The 16,085-nt window shown below is 69.8% G+C and carries 17 protein-coding genes, 1 tRNA gene and 2 pseudogenes; 15 read left to right on the top strand and 5 right to left on the bottom strand.

Going from position 1 to position 16,085, the window contains the following annotated elements:
* Positions 1-666 precede the first annotated feature (666 nt).
* From ACZ7N4_RS38675 to ACZ7N4_RS38665, 3 genes are all read left to right on the top strand, one after another.
* Complete coding sequence (locus ACZ7N4_RS38675; RefSeq protein ID WP_471368609.1) at positions 667-1,665, top strand: YdcF family protein; 999 nt, start codon at positions 667-669, stop codon at positions 1,663-1,665.
* Positions 1,666-1,813: 148 nt separating this feature from the next.
* Positions 1,814-2,398: a dihydrofolate reductase family protein gene (locus tag ACZ7N4_RS38670; RefSeq protein WP_471368606.1), complete on the top strand. Its 585-nt coding sequence runs from the start codon at positions 1,814-1,816 to the stop codon at positions 2,396-2,398.
* The gene (locus ACZ7N4_RS38665) at positions 2,395-2,808 is read left to right on the top strand and encodes a VOC family protein (RefSeq protein WP_471368604.1); all 414 of its coding nucleotides are present in this window, start codon (positions 2,395-2,397) and stop codon (positions 2,806-2,808) included. Before ACZ7N4_RS38670 ends, ACZ7N4_RS38665 begins: the two co-directional genes overlap by 4 nt.
* A gap of 324 nt (positions 2,809-3,132) precedes the next feature.
* Here ACZ7N4_RS38665 and ACZ7N4_RS38660 read toward each other — a convergent pair whose 3' ends face one another.
* Positions 3,133-3,543: a helicase associated domain-containing protein gene (locus ACZ7N4_RS38660; RefSeq protein WP_471368601.1), complete on the bottom strand. Its 411-nt coding sequence runs from the start codon at positions 3,541-3,543 to the stop codon at positions 3,133-3,135.
* Between the two features lie 41 nt (positions 3,544-3,584).
* Positions 3,585-3,800: a hypothetical protein gene (locus tag ACZ7N4_RS38655; RefSeq protein WP_471368598.1), complete on the bottom strand. Its 216-nt coding sequence runs from the start codon at positions 3,798-3,800 to the stop codon at positions 3,585-3,587.
* On the opposite strand from ACZ7N4_RS38655, the pseudogene ACZ7N4_RS38650 reads away from it, so the two are divergent.
* Positions 3,772-3,867: pseudogene (locus ACZ7N4_RS38650) on the top strand (IS5 family transposase); the annotation flags it as partial. The gene ACZ7N4_RS38655 and the pseudogene ACZ7N4_RS38650 overlap by 29 nt on opposite strands.
* On the opposite strand, the gene ACZ7N4_RS38645 reads toward ACZ7N4_RS38650, so the two are convergent.
* Positions 3,858-4,661, bottom strand: a complete 804-nt coding sequence (locus ACZ7N4_RS38645) for an MFS transporter (protein ID WP_471368611.1) — start codon at positions 4,659-4,661, stop codon at positions 3,858-3,860. The pseudogene ACZ7N4_RS38650 and the gene ACZ7N4_RS38645 sit on opposite strands and share 10 nt — an antisense overlap.
* 917 nt (positions 4,662-5,578) lie before the next feature.
* Between ACZ7N4_RS38645 and ACZ7N4_RS38640 the strand changes: the two genes are divergently transcribed.
* From ACZ7N4_RS38640 to ACZ7N4_RS38615, 6 genes are read left to right on the top strand one after another with little or no spacing between them, the layout of a single operon-like run.
* The gene (locus ACZ7N4_RS38640; protein ID WP_471368595.1) at positions 5,579-6,628 is read left to right on the top strand and encodes a threonine aldolase family protein; all 1,050 of its coding nucleotides are present in this window, start codon (positions 5,579-5,581) and stop codon (positions 6,626-6,628) included.
* A gap of 4 nt (positions 6,629-6,632) precedes the next feature.
* A complete protein-coding gene (locus ACZ7N4_RS38635) occupies positions 6,633-8,000 on the top strand; it encodes a condensation domain-containing protein (protein ID WP_471368591.1) in 1,368 nt (455 codons plus the stop codon).
* A gap of 42 nt (positions 8,001-8,042) precedes the next feature.
* Complete coding sequence (locus tag ACZ7N4_RS38630; protein WP_471368588.1) at positions 8,043-8,918, top strand: diiron oxygenase; 876 nt, start codon at positions 8,043-8,045, stop codon at positions 8,916-8,918.
* Positions 8,905-9,168, top strand: coding sequence for an acyl carrier protein (locus ACZ7N4_RS38625; protein WP_380976878.1), 264 nt, complete (start codon positions 8,905-8,907; stop codon positions 9,166-9,168). Before ACZ7N4_RS38630 ends, ACZ7N4_RS38625 begins: the two co-directional genes overlap by 14 nt.
* A complete protein-coding gene (locus ACZ7N4_RS38620) occupies positions 9,155-10,030 on the top strand; it encodes an aminoacyl--tRNA ligase-related protein (protein ID WP_471368585.1) in 876 nt (291 codons plus the stop codon). The genes ACZ7N4_RS38625 and ACZ7N4_RS38620 overlap by 14 nt, the downstream gene beginning before the upstream one ends.
* Positions 10,027-11,034 carry an agmatine deiminase family protein gene (locus tag ACZ7N4_RS38615; RefSeq protein WP_471368583.1) on the top strand — a complete coding sequence of 336 codons (1,008 nt, stop codon included), beginning with the start codon at positions 10,027-10,029 and terminating at the stop codon, positions 11,032-11,034. The genes ACZ7N4_RS38620 and ACZ7N4_RS38615 overlap by 4 nt, the downstream gene beginning before the upstream one ends.
* A 100-nt stretch (positions 11,035-11,134) precedes the next feature.
* On the opposite strand, the gene ACZ7N4_RS38610 is transcribed toward ACZ7N4_RS38615, so the two are convergent.
* Positions 11,135-11,398 carry a hypothetical protein gene (locus tag ACZ7N4_RS38610; RefSeq protein ID WP_471368582.1) on the bottom strand — a complete coding sequence of 88 codons (264 nt, stop codon included), beginning with the start codon at positions 11,396-11,398 and terminating at the stop codon, positions 11,135-11,137.
* Between the two features lie 245 nt (positions 11,399-11,643).
* Between ACZ7N4_RS38610 and ACZ7N4_RS38605 the strand changes: the two genes are divergently transcribed.
* Positions 11,644-12,849: an acyl-CoA dehydrogenase family protein gene (locus ACZ7N4_RS38605; protein WP_471368580.1), complete on the top strand. Its 1,206-nt coding sequence runs from the start codon at positions 11,644-11,646 to the stop codon at positions 12,847-12,849.
* Positions 12,850-12,864: 15 nt separating this feature from the next.
* A pseudogene (locus ACZ7N4_RS38600) lies at positions 12,865-13,154 on the top strand (transposase); the annotation flags it as partial.
* A 59-nt stretch (positions 13,155-13,213) separates the two neighbouring features.
* Here the strand turns inward: ACZ7N4_RS38600 and ACZ7N4_RS38595 are convergent.
* Positions 13,214-13,747, bottom strand: coding sequence for a GNAT family N-acetyltransferase (locus ACZ7N4_RS38595; protein WP_471368578.1), 534 nt, complete (start codon positions 13,745-13,747; stop codon positions 13,214-13,216).
* Positions 13,748-13,925: 178 nt separating this feature from the next.
* Here ACZ7N4_RS38595 and ACZ7N4_RS38590 point away from each other — a divergent pair.
* From ACZ7N4_RS38590 to ACZ7N4_RS38580, 3 genes are all read left to right on the top strand, one after another.
* Positions 13,926-14,002: transfer RNA gene (locus ACZ7N4_RS38590), tRNA-Met, on the top strand.
* A 216-nt stretch (positions 14,003-14,218) separates the two neighbouring features.
* The gene (locus tag ACZ7N4_RS38585) at positions 14,219-14,347 is read left to right on the top strand and encodes a DUF6207 family protein (protein WP_471368574.1); all 129 of its coding nucleotides are present in this window, start codon (positions 14,219-14,221) and stop codon (positions 14,345-14,347) included.
* Positions 14,348-15,586: 1,239 nt separating this feature from the next.
* Positions 15,587-16,030 (top strand): hypothetical protein, encoded by a 444-nt coding sequence (locus ACZ7N4_RS38580; protein ID WP_471368571.1) that lies wholly within the window; start codon positions 15,587-15,589, stop codon positions 16,028-16,030.
* The last annotated feature ends 55 nt before the right edge of the window (positions 16,031-16,085 follow it).

Below are 16,085 nucleotides of genomic sequence, written 5' to 3'. Positions count from 1 at the left end.
AGATACGACAAGCGCGGTTACGTCTTCCTCGGGACCGCGACCGCCGCAACCCTCGTCATCTGGCTCCGGGCATGATCGGCCGGACAAGTCCTAGAGCATGCCGCCGCGGGGCGCGCCATGCGTACGCGACATGTGCGGTGTCGGTACGCGATAGATACGATTGACGGTTGTAGGATGGGCGGTGGTCGTGGAGGTGTCTCGTGTCGTCCGAGCTGCGAAGCGGTGGACGCGTCGGTCGTCGTCCCGGTCCCCGCTGCCGCCGCCCGCGGAGCGCAGGCGCCTGCGCCAGGCCCATGCTGACCCTGGACGAGGTGGTCGGCGCCCTGCGGGTGCGGCGGGCGACCGTCAGCGACTGGGAGTCGGGCAGGACCGAGCCGCGGGCACCGACGCGGAAGGCGTACGCGCGTCTGCTCCAGCAGCTCGTGCAGCTGTATCCCGCCGCTGAAGGCACCGAGGCGCCGGAGCCGCACCAGGACACCGCCGCGCCCCAGGCGGCCCCCGGCGCGCCCCCAGCCACGCGCCCCCTCAGGGCTCGCGCAGCGCCGAGCGGGCAACGGGCGTGGCCGGGGCAGGAGCCGGCTGGTCCACGGTCTCCGGCGGAACGCGCAGGCGGCGACAGGCGGGCGGGGACGGGCCCCGGGGTGGGAGAGCGGAGTGGTGCGGGACGTGCCGGAGTACCCGGAGTACCTTGCCGCGGCGGTGTTCGCCGCGGGCGGCCTCGTGCATGCCGTGCTGGCGCCGCACCGGTTCTCCACCGCGGTCCTGTTCTGCCTCGCGGTGACGTCTGCCGGACTCGGTGTGTCCGCCCGCAGCGCGCAGACCCACCACACCGTCGCCTCCGTGCTGGCCGTCCTCGCCCTGCTCGGGGCGCTCGCGCTGGGCCTGCTCCTGCTGGTCGACGCCGTCCTCCTGGTCCGGCGCTACGGGCCGCAGACGCCGTTGCTCGCCACCGGCGCCGCCGGCTGCGCGGTGCTGGCGGTGCTCGGCCTCGACGCCGTCCTGTACGCCGTCGGCGGCGAGGTGGCGGGTGGGTTCATGGTCGCGGTGAACGCGGCCGCGGGGTACCTCTCGCTGCTCTTCCTGGCCTTCACCGGGTACGTGATCGTCCGGGGGCGCAGCACCATGCCTCCGGGGACCACCCATGTCGTCGTCCTGGGCGCCGGGCTCGACGGCGACCGGCCCGGCCCGTTGCTGCGGCGCAGGCTGGAGCGCGCCCTCGCGGTGGACGCGCCCGACGTACCGGACAAGGATCCTGTGATGTTCGTCGTCTCGGGCGGGCAGGGCGACGACGAGGTCGTCTCCGAGGCGGACGCCATGGCCGACTACCTGCGCGCCCGCGGAGTGTCCTCCGACCGGATCGTGCGGGAGGACCGCTCCGTCAACACCAGGCAGAACCTCCGCTTCAGCGGGGCCCTCATGGAACGCGCCGGTCCCGGCCACCGGGCCACGGTGGTCACCAGCGGCTTCCACGTCTACCGCACCACCCTGCTGGCCCGCCGCGCCGGCGTCCCCGTCGACGTCATCGGCGCGCCGACCTCCCCCGCGTACTGGCTCTCCGCGACCCTGCGCGAGTTCGCCGCCGTCCTGTGGCTGGACCGGCTCCCGCTGGTCGGGCTCAGTCTGCTGCTGGCGGTGCCCGTGGCGACGGCGGTCTTCGAGCGCTGAGCGAGTCCTCGCGCCCTTCGGTGACACCCTCCTCGGCGTGCCGGTGCGATGAGTTCGCCGGTCGTCGGCAGTCTCCCCTGTACACGCACCTCCGTCGGCCGAGCAGGGGCCGCGGGGCCGGAGGCGTGGCGGAGCGAGGGAGTCCACGATGCCCCACCCGATTCGGCTGTACATGTCGATGTCGCTCGACGGGTTCATCGCCGGGCCGGACGACCGGCCAGGTCAGGAGCTGGGGCTGGACGGCGGACGGCTCTTCGACTGGCTCGACGACCGGGAGTCCGACGGGCCGAGCGGCCAGGTGTACCGGGAGGCGCTGGCGACCGGCGCGCTGATCTCCGGTCGGCGGACCTTCGAGCTCGCCCGGCGCTGGCAGGGCGACCATCACGACGGCGTGCCCATCTTCGTCCTCACCCACCACGTGGACGACGGGGACGAGCCGCCCGGTCACGCGCGGTTCGTCACCGACGTGGACGAGTGCGCCCGGCTGGCGCGGGCCGCTGCCGGGGACCGGCCCGTGATGGTGCACGGTGCGGGGGCGGCGCAGGCGCTGCTGCGAGCCGGGCAGCTGGACGAGATGGAGATCCACCTGGTGCCGGTCCTCCTCGGGGGCGGTCGGCGGCTGTTCGAGCACCTCGGTGGTGAGCACACCGAGCTCGAGCTCGTCCGGCGGCTCGAAGGCCGGGGCGTCACGCACCTCCGCTACCGGGTGCGCCGGGTCGGGGAGGCGGCGTGAGGACGCTCTTCGTGTCGTACCGCGTCACCGATCTGGAGCGCTCCCTGCGCTTCTACACCGCCCTCGGCTACGGCGTGCTGGGCCGGGTCGACGCGGGCGACGGGAGCCGCCTGGTGATCCTGAAGTTTTCCGAGGAGACGGCGGCTTCGCTGGAGCTGGTCCACCGTCCCGCTGACGGACCCGTCGACGTGGGCAGCGGGGTCGACCACCTCGCGGTCCAGGTGGACGGTTTGGCCGACACCCTGGAGGTGCTGGCCGGAGCCGGTCTGGACCCGGGGCCCGTCCTGAGTCCGGGCGGTCCCGCGGGCCCGAAGACCTCGTGGCTCACGGACCCGGACGGGTACCGGATCGAACTGGTGGAGTGGCCGGCCGGACACTCCGACGGGATGACCGCGGCGTACTTCTCCTGAGTGGCGGGCGGTCCTGCCCGGCCCCTGGTGGCGGCCGTCGCGGCCGGGTCCGCCGCTGTATTGCCTGGCCGTCGCCGCCCTGGTCGGTCAGGTTCCGTCGTCGTGATCACCATCAGCTTGGTCACCTTGCCGTCGTCGACCACGTCGCGCACGGGCCTGAAGCCCAGGCGGCGGCACATGGCGAGGCCGGCCGCGTTGTCGGCACCACGGTTTCCCGGCCATCCGGGACGCCGCCGAACACCGCAACGGCGTCACCCCGCCGCCTGTTCAAGGCCCCCGTTGGCCGAAGAAATAGCCCTCCCGGTGATCGGTCCGCCCGGGTCTTTACACCCGATCGACCAGTCTTTCACGGTTGCCGTTTCGTTCGCGGCACCGCTTCTCCCGCTCGGTCAGCCCTCGGCTGTGATCGAAGCACAGCTGGGGCGGCGAGGTGGCCGTGGGCGGCCAGGTAGTCGGCGGCCGCGGCGAGACGGGCGCGCCAGGCGGCGTCGTGCTTGTCCCAGAGCAGGCCCAGGGCCTCGAGTTCGGCGATCCAGTCGGTTCGAGGCGAGCGGCGGTGCGGGCGTCGCGCATGGTGCTGATGAAGGTGCCGAGCCGGTAGCCGGCGGGGTCAGTGTAGTCGGCGGGGACGTCGAGGTGGCCGTACTGGTCGCGGTAGGAGCGGGCGGCGGCGAGCCCGAGGCGGCGGGAGCGGGAGACGCCTTGGTCGCGGGGGTCGAAGAAGGTCAGGTCCATCGCCTGGACAAGCCAGGTCGCACGCCGCTGGCACTTTGACTTCACCGCCCACACCCCGAACGCATGGCGAGGAGCGCGCAGTCGGCGGCGGCGAACTCGGCGAAGATGCGGGCGCGTTGCTCGGGAGTGTGCTCACCGTGGACGAAGAACAGCTCCGGGTCGATCCCGGGCACGAGGTCGGGGTCGGTCTCGGCCAGCAGGCGCAGGACGTGCGGGAGTTCGCGGGCGATGGACGCGATGCTGTACGTGGATCGCACGAGGCTGCAGTGGCGCTACCTGCGGCACGTTTTCCCGCCCTGGGAGACGGTCTACGGCTACCTCGCGTCCGACGAACGGGCGGGTTCGTGCGCCTCGGCGCCGCCATTGTTCTGCGCGGCGGCGGGTTGGGGGTGCTCGGGCAGACGACGCGAGCCGATGGCTATGACGAGGGCGACCGCGATGCCCACGGCGATGCCGCTGCGCAGGGTGCCGGCCTCCGCGACGAAGCCGATGACCACCGGGCCGGCCAGCAGGCCCGTGTATCCCATGGCCGAGACCTGTGCGATGGCGGCGTCCGATCGTCCAGGGGCGACCGCGCCCGCCACGGACATGGTCAGCGGGACGACGACGCACACGGTCAGCCCGGTGAGCCCGAATCCGGTGATCGCCACCGGTGCGGAGGGGGCCACGACCACCAGCAGGATGCCGAGGGCGGTGGCGAGGCCGGCGCCGGTGAGCAGGGAGCGCGCACCGTAGCGGGTCTGCATCCGGTCCGCGCACAGGCGTCCGGAGAAGGTGGCGATCTCGAAGACGGGGTAGGCCACGGCGGCGAGCGCCGGGGATGCCTGGAGGCAGCGGGTGAGCAGCAGGCCGCTCCAGTCGGCGGCCAGCCCTTCGATGAGCAGGGCACAGAAGGCGAGCGCGCCGATGGCGTAGACGATCCGGGGAAGACGCTGCCTGCCGGAGGTGTGCTCCTCCTCGGCCGGCGCGTCGAGGTAGGTCCAGCCGAGCGCGCACGCGATCGGCAGTGCGGATGCCGCGACGGCCAGGACGGTGACGGTGTAGGAGACGCCTGCCGCGGCCAGTCCGGCGGCCAGCAGGCCGCCGGACACGGCGCCCGCACTCCACCCGGCGTGCATCCCGTTCATCAGCGGCCGGCCGGCGAGCCGCTCGACCAGGCTGCCCTGGGCGTTCATCATGGCTTCGGCGATGCCTGAGGCCGCGCCGAAGCCTGTCGCGGCGGCAAGGAGCAGCGGGTAGGACGGGCTCAGTGCGATCAGGCCGACCGCGAGGGCGACGAGCGGGGTGCCGATCCGGAGCAGCAGCCTGTTCCCGAGGGCTGTAACCAGCCATCGCATGGACTGACTCGTAGCCAGGGCGGCCAGCCCCCAGCAGAGCACCACCAGCCCGAAGTCACCCGTACCGAGGCCCAACTTGGCCGCCAGTCCGGGTATTCGGGCCGCGAGGACGCCGTTCACCATGCCGACCAGGGCGAAGGTGAGGACAGCACCGATGTGGGCGCGCCGCAGCGCACCGGGCGGGGAGGTTCGCATGACTTGTCTTCCTGTTCGGGTCGGCGGTCGCCAGGCCCCGCTCGACGACTGGGCGGCCACGGCGCCGGCGCTGTGGGCCATGCCCGAGCGGATGCGACTTGGCTGCCGAGGCAGCGTCATATCTGCGTCTGCCAGGGAAGTTTGCCGTAAGTCTTGCGTTGGCCGCTAGATCATCTCGTAGTATCTACGCATCAGTTCGTGCCGGACGAGGGGGGCGTGGTACGCGAGGTCTCTGGCTGATTTTCGCCGCACGGAGCAGGACGAAAACCGTCCCTCCGCGCCACCGATGCCAGAGCGAACCCCAGCAGACCCGCTGTCAGCCCTGCCGCTTCACCAGCACAGCCCCGACGCGGGCATCCCGACTGGAGCCGCCTGCGCTTCAGCCGGCTTGCGCACACATGCGGCCGACCCTTCACCACCTGGAATACCGGCTGCCCAACGCTCCACCCCACATCAAGCACGGGCTCGAACCAGCGCGCCCTGCGGAAGTGAACGGACAAGGTGTGATCTCCCGACTGCACGACCCCACCGCCCGTGGTTTCGCCAGCGACAACTCCGCGGGCGTCCACCCCGACGTCCTCGCCGCGCTGGCGGTGGCCAACGAAGGCCATCAGACGGCATACGGCGAAGACGTCTACACGGCCCACCTCCAGCACGTCTTCCGTCAGCACTTCGGCGACCGGGCGACCGCCTATCCGGTCTTCAACGGCACCGGCGCCAATGTGCTCGGGCTCCAGGCGACGAGCGTCCCCTGGGGTGCCGTGGTCTGCGCGGACAGCGCCCACATCCACACGGACGAGGCCGGCGCGCCCGAGAAGATCGCCGGGCTCAAGCTGCTGACCGTCCCCACCCCCGACGGAAAACTCACCCCCGCGCTCATCGAGCGGCAGGCCTGGGGCTGGGACGACGAGCACCGGGCGCAACCCAATGTCGTCTCGATCAGTCAGTCGACCGAACTGGGCACCCTGTACACGCCGGATGAGACGGCGGCCGTCTGCGACTGGGCCCATGACAGAGGCATGCTGGTCCACGTCGACGGCGCACGGCTGGCCAACGCCGCCGCGGCCCTCGGCGTCCCGCTGAGAGCGCTGACCACCGATGCGGGCGTGGACGTCCTGTCCTTCGGCGGGACGAAGAACGGCATGCTGTACGGAGAAGCGGTGGTCGTTCTCAATCCCGAGGCCGTCCGCGGCCCGGAGCGCCTGCGCAAGACCACGGCGCAGCTCGCGTCCAAGATGCGTTTCCTGTCGGCCCAGTTCATCGCCCTGCTGGAAGCCGACCTGTGGCTGCGAAACGCCCGCCATGCCAACGCGATGGCGCGGCTGCTGGCCGACGAGGTGCGTGACGTGCCCGGTGTGCACATCGTGCGGCCCGTGCAGGCCAATGCGGTCTTCGCCGTGCTGCCCCCGGAGGCGACCGCCCGCCTGCAAAAACGTTTCCGCTTCTATCTGCGGGACCAGTCGTCCGGCGAGGTCCGCTGGATGTGCGCCTACGACACCACGGAAGGCGACATCCGCGCCTTCGCAGCCGCCATCGCCGAGGAACTGGCCTGACACCATGCCGCACAACGATGACACTCCGCCCCCCGAGCCGAGGTACGCCTCCTTCACCGGGGCACGCTCCGTCGACGCGCACCTGACGTGGGGGCAGCAGGAGATCTGGGCGCTCATCGAGAAGGCGATTCCCCACGACGACGCCTACACCATCACCGGCTCCCTCCCCCTTCCGGACGACCTGCGCCTCACGGAGACGCAGTGCCTGGACGCGGTGTCGTTCTTCCTCTCGCGGCACGAATCCCTGCGTACCGTGTTTCCCCGGAGCGGGGACGGATCCCTGCGCCAGGTGGTGCTCAAGGAGGGAAGGCTGCCCGTCCAGGTCGTCCACACGGATCTCGACGGTGTGGCCGGGCAGAGCGGTGTCCTCCGGGAGTCCTTCGCGGCCCGCCCCTTCGACTACCACCGGGAACTGCCGGTGCGCCTGGCCCTGGTGGTGGCGCAGGGCCGGGTACGCAGTGTCGTGTACGCCTTCTCGCACCTGGCGGTCGACTGGTACGGCCTGCTGCACCTTCTCGACGAGGTCGAGCGCCACCTCCGGCACGGCGAGAACCTGCCACCGGAGAGCACACTGATGACGCCGGTGGGCCTGGCCTACTGGCAGGTGTCCCCCGAGGGAGTGGCCAAGCGGGACCGCACCTTGCGTCACGTGGAATCGCTCTTCGGCGACCGGACCCCGCTGGCGCTGCCCCCTGCCGTGGGCGGCTCCGCCGCCGGCGAGCGCCATGTCCAGGCACGGCTGCGCTCGCAGGCCGCCCACGCGGCAGCGGGACGGATAGCGCGAGGCACCGGTGTCAGCACCTCGGCGGTCCTCCTGGGGGCCACCGCCCTGCTGCTGCGGGACCTGACCGGGAGCACCCATGTCGACCTGCACCTGACGAGTTCGCAGCGCTTCGACCAACGCACCCGGACGATGGTCGCGACCTTGATGCAGGAGTCGTACTTCTCCGTCGACGTGGACGGCGTCGATCTGCGGGAGGCCGTCCGGCGCTCCTGGCGCTCGGCTCTCACCGCCTACCAGAACGCCGGCTGCGACAAGGCCGGCATGGACGACCTGCTCGCCCGGCTCGGGCAGGGACCCCGGGATCCGCTGTGCATGTACTACTGCGTCAACGACAGGCGTACCCGCCCCGAGTCGGCCCCCCTCGGTGAGGGCGACGACGCCGACTTGGACCGCCTCCTCGGCAAGACGGTGCTCACCTGGCCCGAGGTCACCGAACAGGAACCCTTCTACCTCGTCGTCGACAGCGACGGACAGCACCTTGACCTGTCACTGACCTGCGACGTCCGGCACTTCCCCGCCACCACCATGGAGCAGTTCCTGCGCGGACTCGAACGCTCCATGGTCCATCTGGCCGGCGCACTCGCCTGACCGCGGCGTCGGCGCTCCGTACAACCGAAAGATCGCAACACGATGGAAGATTCCGACTTCGGCTCGATGCTCGCCCGGCTCTCCGAGAAGTCGCGCAACGACTACTACAACCCGTACACCAAGTTCACCTGGCCCGACTCGGTTTCCCAGGACGCCTGGTGGATGAACCCTGAGTACCTCACGGTCCACGGCACCGGGCTCGTGGAGGACGAACGAACCCTCAAAGCCCTCGCGCGCTACGAGACCGTCAACTTCTTCAGCCTGCACGTCCACGGCATCCGCGAGCTGATGATCGAGGTGTCCAAGCGGATCCACACGCCCGACTTCGCCGACTACAACGAGTACCTGCACCACTTCACCGGTGAGGAGAACGCCCACATGTGGTTCTTCGCCGAGTTCTGCTACCGGTACACGGGCGGCATCTACCCCGAGGCCGCCTCCCCGCTCAGGCGGGAGGGCCACGGTGACCTCTGGGACGACGTCGTCGTCTTCTCCCGGATCCTCATCTTCGAAGAGATCTTCGACTACTTCAACAGCCGGATGGGCAAGGACCAGCTGATCCCGGACATCCTGCGCGAGATCCACGCGGCTCACCACCACGACGAGAGCCGGCACGTCGCCTTCGGCAAGCAGCTCGTCAAGCGTCTGCACCAGCGGGCCTGCGCGGCCGACCCCGACCGGCGCGACGAGATCGAGAAGTACGTCAAGGACTACATGACCTACTCGGTACGCAGCCTGTACAACCCGCAGGCGTTCCGGGACGCCGGGGTGGACAAACCCCTGGAGGTCCGCCGCAAGGCGATGCAGCATCCGGTGCGCGAGGCCTTCCATGCCCGGGTGATGGCCCGGGTGGACAGGTTCTTCGTGGCGAGCGGCATCTTCCGGACCCCGTGGGGGGAGAGCCATGTCAACGCCTGACAGCGAGGCCATGGAAGCCGTGATCGACTTCCTGCGCAAGTGCAACCGCTCGGTGGACACCATCGACTGGGACAGCGACCTCATCGACGCCCGCATCCTCGACTCGCTGACCTTCGTGGAGTTCCTGCTGCTCATGGAGGAGTTCAGCGGTGGACCCATCGACCTGGGGACCACGGACGTGGCGAACTTCCGCACCCTGAACCGCATCAGCGCGTTCCTCACCAAGGCAGGCACCCATGAGCAGCCCTAGCACAGCCTCGCTCTCGCCGGTCAGCGTCACCGACGGCCTGGTCACCCTCGGCCCCGAGGCCGTCCGCCTGCGTACGGCGCTGGACGGGGTCTTCAGCCGGTGGGCGGCCACCGCGGGGGCCGATGACATGCTGTTCCCCCCGCTGATCAAGGTGGCGGATCTGGCGCGGTTCGACTACTTCGTCAACTTCCCGCACCTCGCGCTGGTCGCGGCTCCCGTCAGCCCGCACAGCGGGCAGGAGCTGCCTCGCCACCCGGCGGCGCCCGACAGCAGGCTGACCCCCGATCAGCTGAACGAGGCGGGGCTCGTCCTCCCGTCGGCCGCCTGCTACAACGCCTACCTCTCCCTTGTCGGCAGCCGGCTCGAACAGCCTGTCCGGATCACCACGATCGCCCAGTGCTTCCGCCGCGAGAGCGAGTACAGCGGGCTACGCCGCCTGCACGGCTTCACCATGCGGGAGATCATCGCGGTGGGCGACGCGGAGACGGTCCGCAACCACCTCGGTGTGCACAAGGAACTGATCGGGCGGTTCGCAGATCACCTCGGCCTGAGGCTGACCACCGACGTCGCCACGGATCCGTTCTTCGACAGCAACGGCTCACGCGCCGTCATGCAGCGGCTCTTCCCGACCAAGGAGGAGTTCCTGAGCGAATGCGGTCTGGCCATCGCCTCGGTCAACTACCACCGCAACTTCTTCGGCGAGCGCGCCGACATCCAGGTGGCCGGGGAACAGGCCCACACCTCCTGTGTGGCCTTCGGTGTCGAACGGTGGCTGCACGTCCTCGCCGAGCATTTCCACGGCGACTGGGCAGCCGCCGAAGACGCCGTACGGTCCTTCGGGCCGGCGGAGGAAGAGCGGTGAAGCGGCTGCGGATGCCCGCGGAGTGGGAACGGCACGAGGCCTGCCTGATCGCCTGGCCCACCCGTGAGTCGCTGTGGGGTGAGAGCTTCGCGGCAGTCGAAGGGGAGTACGCCGCCGCAGTACGCGCCATCGCCGCGTTCGAGCCGGTGACCGTCGTCGTACCGCCGGGCAGCGCGGACCGGGTCAGGTCCCTGTGCGACGTGGACATCACCACGCTCGAGATTCCCATGGACGACTCCTGGCTCAGGGGCTCGGGGCCCATCTTCGTCCACGGGCCGCAGGGGCGGGTCGGAGTCGACTTCCGCTTCAACTCCTTCGGTGGCCGCTTCCACCCCTACGACCAGGACGACAGGGTCAGCGAGCGGCTGCTGCGGGAACTGGGCTTCGAACGGCGCGCCACTATGACCGTCCTGGAAGGCGGGGCCATCAGCGTCGACGGAGAGGGCACGCTCATCGCCACCGAGCAATGCGTGCTCAATCCCAACCGGAATCCGCGGCTGAGCCGGGAGGACATCGAGGCCGAGTTCGCCGCCCTGCTGGGTGTGACCAAGGTGATCTGGCTTCCGTACGGGCATCTGGCGGGGGACACCGACGGCCACGTCGACCATGTCTGCCAGTTCGCCGGGCCGGGACGGGTAGTCGTCGAGGCCTGCGGCGACCCCGGTCGTCCCGACCATCTCCGGCTCAAGGCCAACCGCGCCGTTCTGGAGGGCTCGACGGACGCGTGCGGGCGGAGCCTGGACATCTTCGAGCTGCCGCCTCAGCAGGAGATCCAGGTGTTCGGCCGGCATGCGGTGGTGAACTACATGAACTTCTACGTCGCCAACGGCGGAGTGGTCATGCCGCTGGCCGGTACCGGAGCCGACGAGGAGGCCCTGGCCGCCGCCGCCCGTGCCTTCCCCGACCGGCGTGTCGTCGGTGTCGAGGCAAGGGCGCTCGCCCTGGGTGACGGCGGGATCCACTGCATCACCCAGCAGCTCCCAGCCGAGCCCGTCCAGCACTGAGCGGTGCGTCCCGGGCTCGAGGGCCCGGGACGACGCGCTGCGGCTGAGGGTGTCTCCGGCGGCTCGCCCGCTCAGTCGGCCGGGGTTCCGACCCGCTTCGTCAGGTGAGCCGGGGCTTCGATGCCCTCGGACCGATCTCACGGAGGGTGTCGGTCGGCATTGATGGGTGTTCCCTCCATGCGCCGCGCGCCGCCGTTTTCATCCGGGGTGGCCGGAGGTCAGGAGTCCAGCAGTCCGAGGGCAGTGTCCGGCGACAGTGGCCGCAGGCGGGCACGCCCTGCGTGAGGGCCTCGAAGGCCTGTGCGCGGGTGACGGCCCGGGCGCGGATGCTCCGGACGGCCTGCCGGCGCTCACCGGCATGCACGCTCTTTGAGTCCTTGCTCGATCAGCAACTCCGAGGGCGGGGGACGGTGCTGCTCGCCCTGCAACTGGGCCTCCGCCAACTTGAATGCCAGAGATCGTCCTTTTTGACGAGGCTGCAGGGCCACACTTTCGGTCCTGTGCAGCAAGTCGCCCGCACCGGGGGGCACGGGCAGGCATACGGGTACGGTGCCGGTACTGGCCGCCGGCCTTTGCCTGCCCCTTTCACATGTGACGGAGGGACCTCCCATGACGATGGGCGCCGCGGAACCTGCCCCGGACACCGAGCGGGCCACGCTGCCCGGACGGGCCGCAGCCTTGGTCGAGTTACTCCGGCGCAATGCAGCCCGCACCGATCAGGACCGCCGTGTTGCTCCAGAGAACATCGCGGCACTCGATGGGGCCGGCCTGTTCAGCCTCACCGTTCCCCAGCGGCTCGGGGGCCATCAGGCATGCATGCGCACGCTGGTCCAAGTTGGTTCGGAACTCGGCCGCGGCTGCGGATCAACTGCCTGGACCACCAGCCTGATCAACATCTCGGGCTGGCTCATCGGCCTCTATCCCCAACGCACGCAGAGTGAGGTCTACGCCCGGGACCCCGGCACCCGTGCCTGTGCTGTCCTGCCACCCCATGGGACCGGCAGGACAACCGAGGCGGGCACCATCGTCAGCGGACGGTGGGGCTACGCCTCCGGTTGTCTGCACGCCCGATGGGCGCTGCTCGGCATGACGCTCACGGGCGAGAGCGGCGAGCGCGCAGACCAAGCCTTGGTGCTGGTCCCGATGAACCAGTTGACGATCGAGGACACCTGGCAGGTTGCCGGGATGCGCGGCATCGGCAGCAACACCCTCATCGCCGACGGCGTCGTTGTCCCGGCCCACCGCATCATGTCGGTGACACACGCGCTCCAGGGCACTTACCCAACCGAGTTCAAGGACGAGGCCCTGTACCGTGCGGCGTTCGTCCCGACGCTCGCCCTGTCACTCGCCGGCCCGCTGCTGGGCCTGGCCCGCGGCGCGATGGAACTGGTGCTGGCGTCCCTCGCCACCGGCCGGAGCATTTCGCATACGCACTACGCACAGGCACGCGAGGCACCCTCCACCCAGATGCAACTCGCCGAGGCCGCATCATTGATCGACACCGCAACCCTGCACCTGCTGCGTGCCGCGGACGATGTCGACAACTGGGCGGCGAGCGGCCAGTGCATGCCCCTCGTCAACCGGACCCGGGCGCGCATGGACATCGGCACAGTCGCCCGCTGCTCGCGAGAGGCACTGGACCTGCTGCTGAATATCCACGGGGCCCGGAGTTTCGCCGAGGACAGTCCGCTGCAGCGCATGTGGCGGGATCTGGAGACTGGTACGCGGCATGCCATGGTCAACCCTGCCATCGCGACCGAGATGTACGGCCGGGCCCTGCTCGGTATCGAAGACCAGATCACCCCTCTGATCTGAACTTGTTCCAGCCGGGTGGCGCCGCCGGCGCCGGTTCGCCCGCTGGGTGGAGGGCACCGTCGACGAGGGGACCACGAGGTGCCGGCCGCCGGCATCTTCGTGGCCACCTCGGGTTGCACTGGAATCGACTGCCGCCGGGATTCGGCCTGTCAGACGTCACCGCTTTACGGCGGTTCAGCGAGAGGACCGAGGCCAGGGTGTGGGCCAAGCTGCGCCGCCTGGTCCTGGACGCACTCGGTGCCCCGGGTGAGCTGGACTGGTCGCGGTGCGCGGTCGACTCCGTCAGCGTCCGGGCCCTCAAAGGGGGCAGCTGGACGTACGGACATTGGTCGGCTGGCTTGCCATGATCGATGGTTCGGCCGATCTACGCCTGGAACTCAGTCAGGTCGATGGCGTGAACGCGCAGAGGGTAGCCGTACACCGGGTGCACCGTCTCCCGCTCGGCCACCATGCCGAGCTTGCGGATGACGTTCTCGGAGGCGTTGTCCCCCACCCGGCTGATGCTGATGACGCGGTCCAGGCCGCGGTCCTGAAGCGCGAACTCCAGCGTGGCGTGCGCGGCTTCGGACGCGTACCCCTGGTCCCAGAACTGTGAACCCAGCCGCCAGCTGATCGCCACGGCGGGCATCACCTCCGGCAGGAACTCGGGCACGGACAGTCCCGTGAAGCCGATCAGTTCGCCCGAGGCCAGCAACTCGACGGCGAAGAGCCCGAAACCCTCCTCGTCCCACTCCTCCTCCCATCGCTCGATGGCCCCGGCCGTGTGGTCCAGGTCGCGCACCGAGCCGTCGTCGATCCAGCGCATGACCCGTGGGTCCGCGTTGATGTCCGCCATTGGCGCGAGGTCGTCGTCGTGCCAGCTACGGAGGAGGAGACGGGGTGTGCGGATCTCTGTCATGCGCCCATCCTGCCGAAGGCCAACGCCTCATCGGTAATCCGGCGCCCCCTGATGTCCATCAGCCAGAGCAAGACCACACGGTGGCGGCGTCCCGGCAGCCGAAACTGAGGCCGGTCGCGCAACCCGGGGGAAATTCGGTCAGAAGCACGCGGCCAGTGGCGTAGGGTGGTCCTACCGACGCGGGGTGGAGCAGCTCGGTAGCTCGCTGGGCTCATAACCCAGAGGTCGCAGGTTCAAATCCTGTCCCCGCTACCAACGCGACAGCCTCCTCGACCAGCAGGTCGAGGAGGCTGTTCGCATTCCAGGGCCACCGCTGGCCACCCGGCCGCGGCGCCCGTCACCGGGCGCGGCACGGCGCGCATCCGCTCACCGTCGTACTCCCCCGTCTCGCCAGCAGGGATCAGCAGCCCACGCCTCGTCCTCCTGCCGAGCTACGCCGATCCGCCGCACCTGAACCGGCCGGCCCTCTAGGTGTGTGACGTCCAGGCAGCGGTCGCGTCGATATGGGCCACCACCGCGGTGGAACGCACCACACCCAACGCCGGACAGCCCGGCGTACGGCTGCGCTGCTACCCGGACATGCGGCAGGCACCGAGCTGAACGGCGCCGGCAGGGCCGGCTCCTTTCGCCGGGCGAGGGTGACGGTCGAACGTCCTGGGGGTCTTCGTAGCGGCCCGCCCGGATGGCACGCCCGAAACCCGAGGTGGGGTCACCCGCGCGAACGGTAAGTCACACCACCTCCTGCCCGTCACATGCTTCCGTCACAGCGACCACCGGGGCCTGGCCGAGGTCGCGGGGTGATGGGAACGGAGCCGACCAGGCAGGTCTGGCCCGCGTGATGCAGGTGAAGCTGATCAGCCCGGTTCATGAGTGACGCAGCGCCCTGGGGGGCTGAGCCGCGAGCAACGCTCTATGCCGGCCAGAACTGAACGTGTCCCTCCACGTCGTGCGGTGCGACACGAGGCGTCCTTCCAGGGGTAGGGAGGCTCAGAGCCGGAACGGTTGAACAGGTGCTCTGGCGGCACAGGGTCTTGAAACATGTCGTCCGGGTCGGTTCCCGTGGTGAAGCCGGCCGGGCTGTCGGCCGCGGTGGAGGCGAACGTCTCGGTGTGTGCCCACTCTCCCAGCGGCGGCGCGGGTCCCTGGTCGTAGATGAGGGAGCGGACGCCCGGCCCGACGGACGCGAATGCTTCTCCTGGGAGAACCGCGACCTGATTCCAGACCGCGCACCAGCAGCTCGGCGGCCCGATCAGGCTGGTCTGGGACACTACCAACGCCCGCCTGACGGCCGGAATGCGCCGCTACATCGCCGACCCCGACTGGCTCACCGCCTTCCAACTGCCGTCCTACGCGCCCGACCAACCCGGTCGAGGCATCTGGTCCGTCCTGCGACGCACTACCACAGCCAACCGCGCCTGGGGTGGACGAGACGGCGATGACCGCGAACGCGCTGTGGTAGGCCATGACCGGCAAGCCCGGTCACGGCTGGGTGAAAACTCTGCACTTGATCGACCGCAAGCAAGGCGGCCGAGAGGAAGCGCAAGGCGGGGAAACGACGCTGGTACGCCGACCGTCGCGAACGCGCCGTGCAGTCGAAGAAGCACCCGGCCATCCCAGCCAAGCCGAAGTACCTGAACACCCTCATCGCCAGAACCGGGAGTAAACGGTTCGACGTCGCATACAACAAGGCGGTGAAGGGCACCGGGCTGGCTCGCGCTGAGCGGAGGGAGAAGACGCAAACGGCGCTGGGGCGGCTGACCAAGACGGCGGCCGCAAGCTCATCACCGCGCTGGTCGGCTCGTACCGATCTCCAACGACTGATGTGGGATGGGACAGGACATGGACGGCGCGGTCTGGGGTGCGATCGGCGCGATGGTGGGGGCTGGTCTAACGGCCGTAGGCGGCTACTTGGGTCCCGTGCGAGCAGCTCGTGCTGCAGCACAACAACAGACCCGGCAGCGCCGGGAGGAACGCGAGGCCGGCGCGGTGGAACGTCTCATTGCCATCCGTTCCGCCTATCGGGCGTGGGACCTCTATCTGAACGAAGCCGCGAGCTTGCGCCGGGGGTCCGCCAAGGCTGTTGCGCGGCGTATCTCTGAGCTTCGCGAAGCTGCTCTGAAGGCTTCGGACGCGGCGATGCGAGACGGGTGGTGGATCGGGACCGAGCACATTGCGTTCGAATCCGTTTCGGCCAAGGTGGTGGCACTGGTCTCCGGTGCGTCGTCAGTCGTCCTATCGGAAGACCTAGGACTTGTCCGGCCGATCATGCCCGGAGCCAGATGACGAGGGTTGCGGCGGTCGCGGTCCCGAGGAAGACGTAACCGCGCTTGTCGTATCT

The organism is Streptomyces sp. NPDC107654 (assembly GCF_055639035.1).
The sequence above is the reverse complement of the archived record's forward strand: the minus strand, read 5'-3'. Positions and strand labels throughout refer to the sequence as shown.

What these genes read in the sequence shown, in the direction of transcription:
- ACZ7N4_RS38595 (WP_471368578.1), bottom strand. Translation starts at nt 13,747, where the DNA reads ATGACAGAGATCCGCACACCCCGTCTCCTCCTCCGTAGCTGGCACGAC.
- ACZ7N4_RS38605 (WP_471368580.1), top strand. Translation starts at nt 11,644, where the DNA reads ATGACGATGGGCGCCGCGGAACCTGCCCCGGACACCGAGCGGGCCACG.
- ACZ7N4_RS38670 (WP_471368606.1), top strand. Translation starts at nt 1,814, where the DNA reads ATGCCCCACCCGATTCGGCTGTACATGTCGATGTCGCTCGACGGGTTC.
- ACZ7N4_RS38625 (WP_380976878.1), top strand. Translation starts at nt 8,905, where the DNA reads ATGTCAACGCCTGACAGCGAGGCCATGGAAGCCGTGATCGACTTCCTG.
- ACZ7N4_RS38580 (WP_471368571.1), top strand. Translation starts at nt 15,587, where the DNA reads ATGGACGGCGCGGTCTGGGGTGCGATCGGCGCGATGGTGGGGGCTGGT.
- ACZ7N4_RS38635 (WP_471368591.1), top strand. Translation starts at nt 6,633, where the DNA reads ATGCCGCACAACGATGACACTCCGCCCCCCGAGCCGAGGTACGCCTCC.
- ACZ7N4_RS38630 (WP_471368588.1), top strand. Translation starts at nt 8,043, where the DNA reads ATGGAAGATTCCGACTTCGGCTCGATGCTCGCCCGGCTCTCCGAGAAG.
- ACZ7N4_RS38620 (WP_471368585.1), top strand. Translation starts at nt 9,155, where the DNA reads ATGAGCAGCCCTAGCACAGCCTCGCTCTCGCCGGTCAGCGTCACCGAC.
- ACZ7N4_RS38645 (WP_471368611.1), bottom strand. Translation starts at nt 4,661, where the DNA reads ATGCACGCCGGGTGGAGTGCGGGCGCCGTGTCCGGCGGCCTGCTGGCC.
- ACZ7N4_RS38660 (WP_471368601.1), bottom strand. Translation starts at nt 3,543, where the DNA reads ATGGACCTGACCTTCTTCGACCCCCGCGACCAAGGCGTCTCCCGCTCC.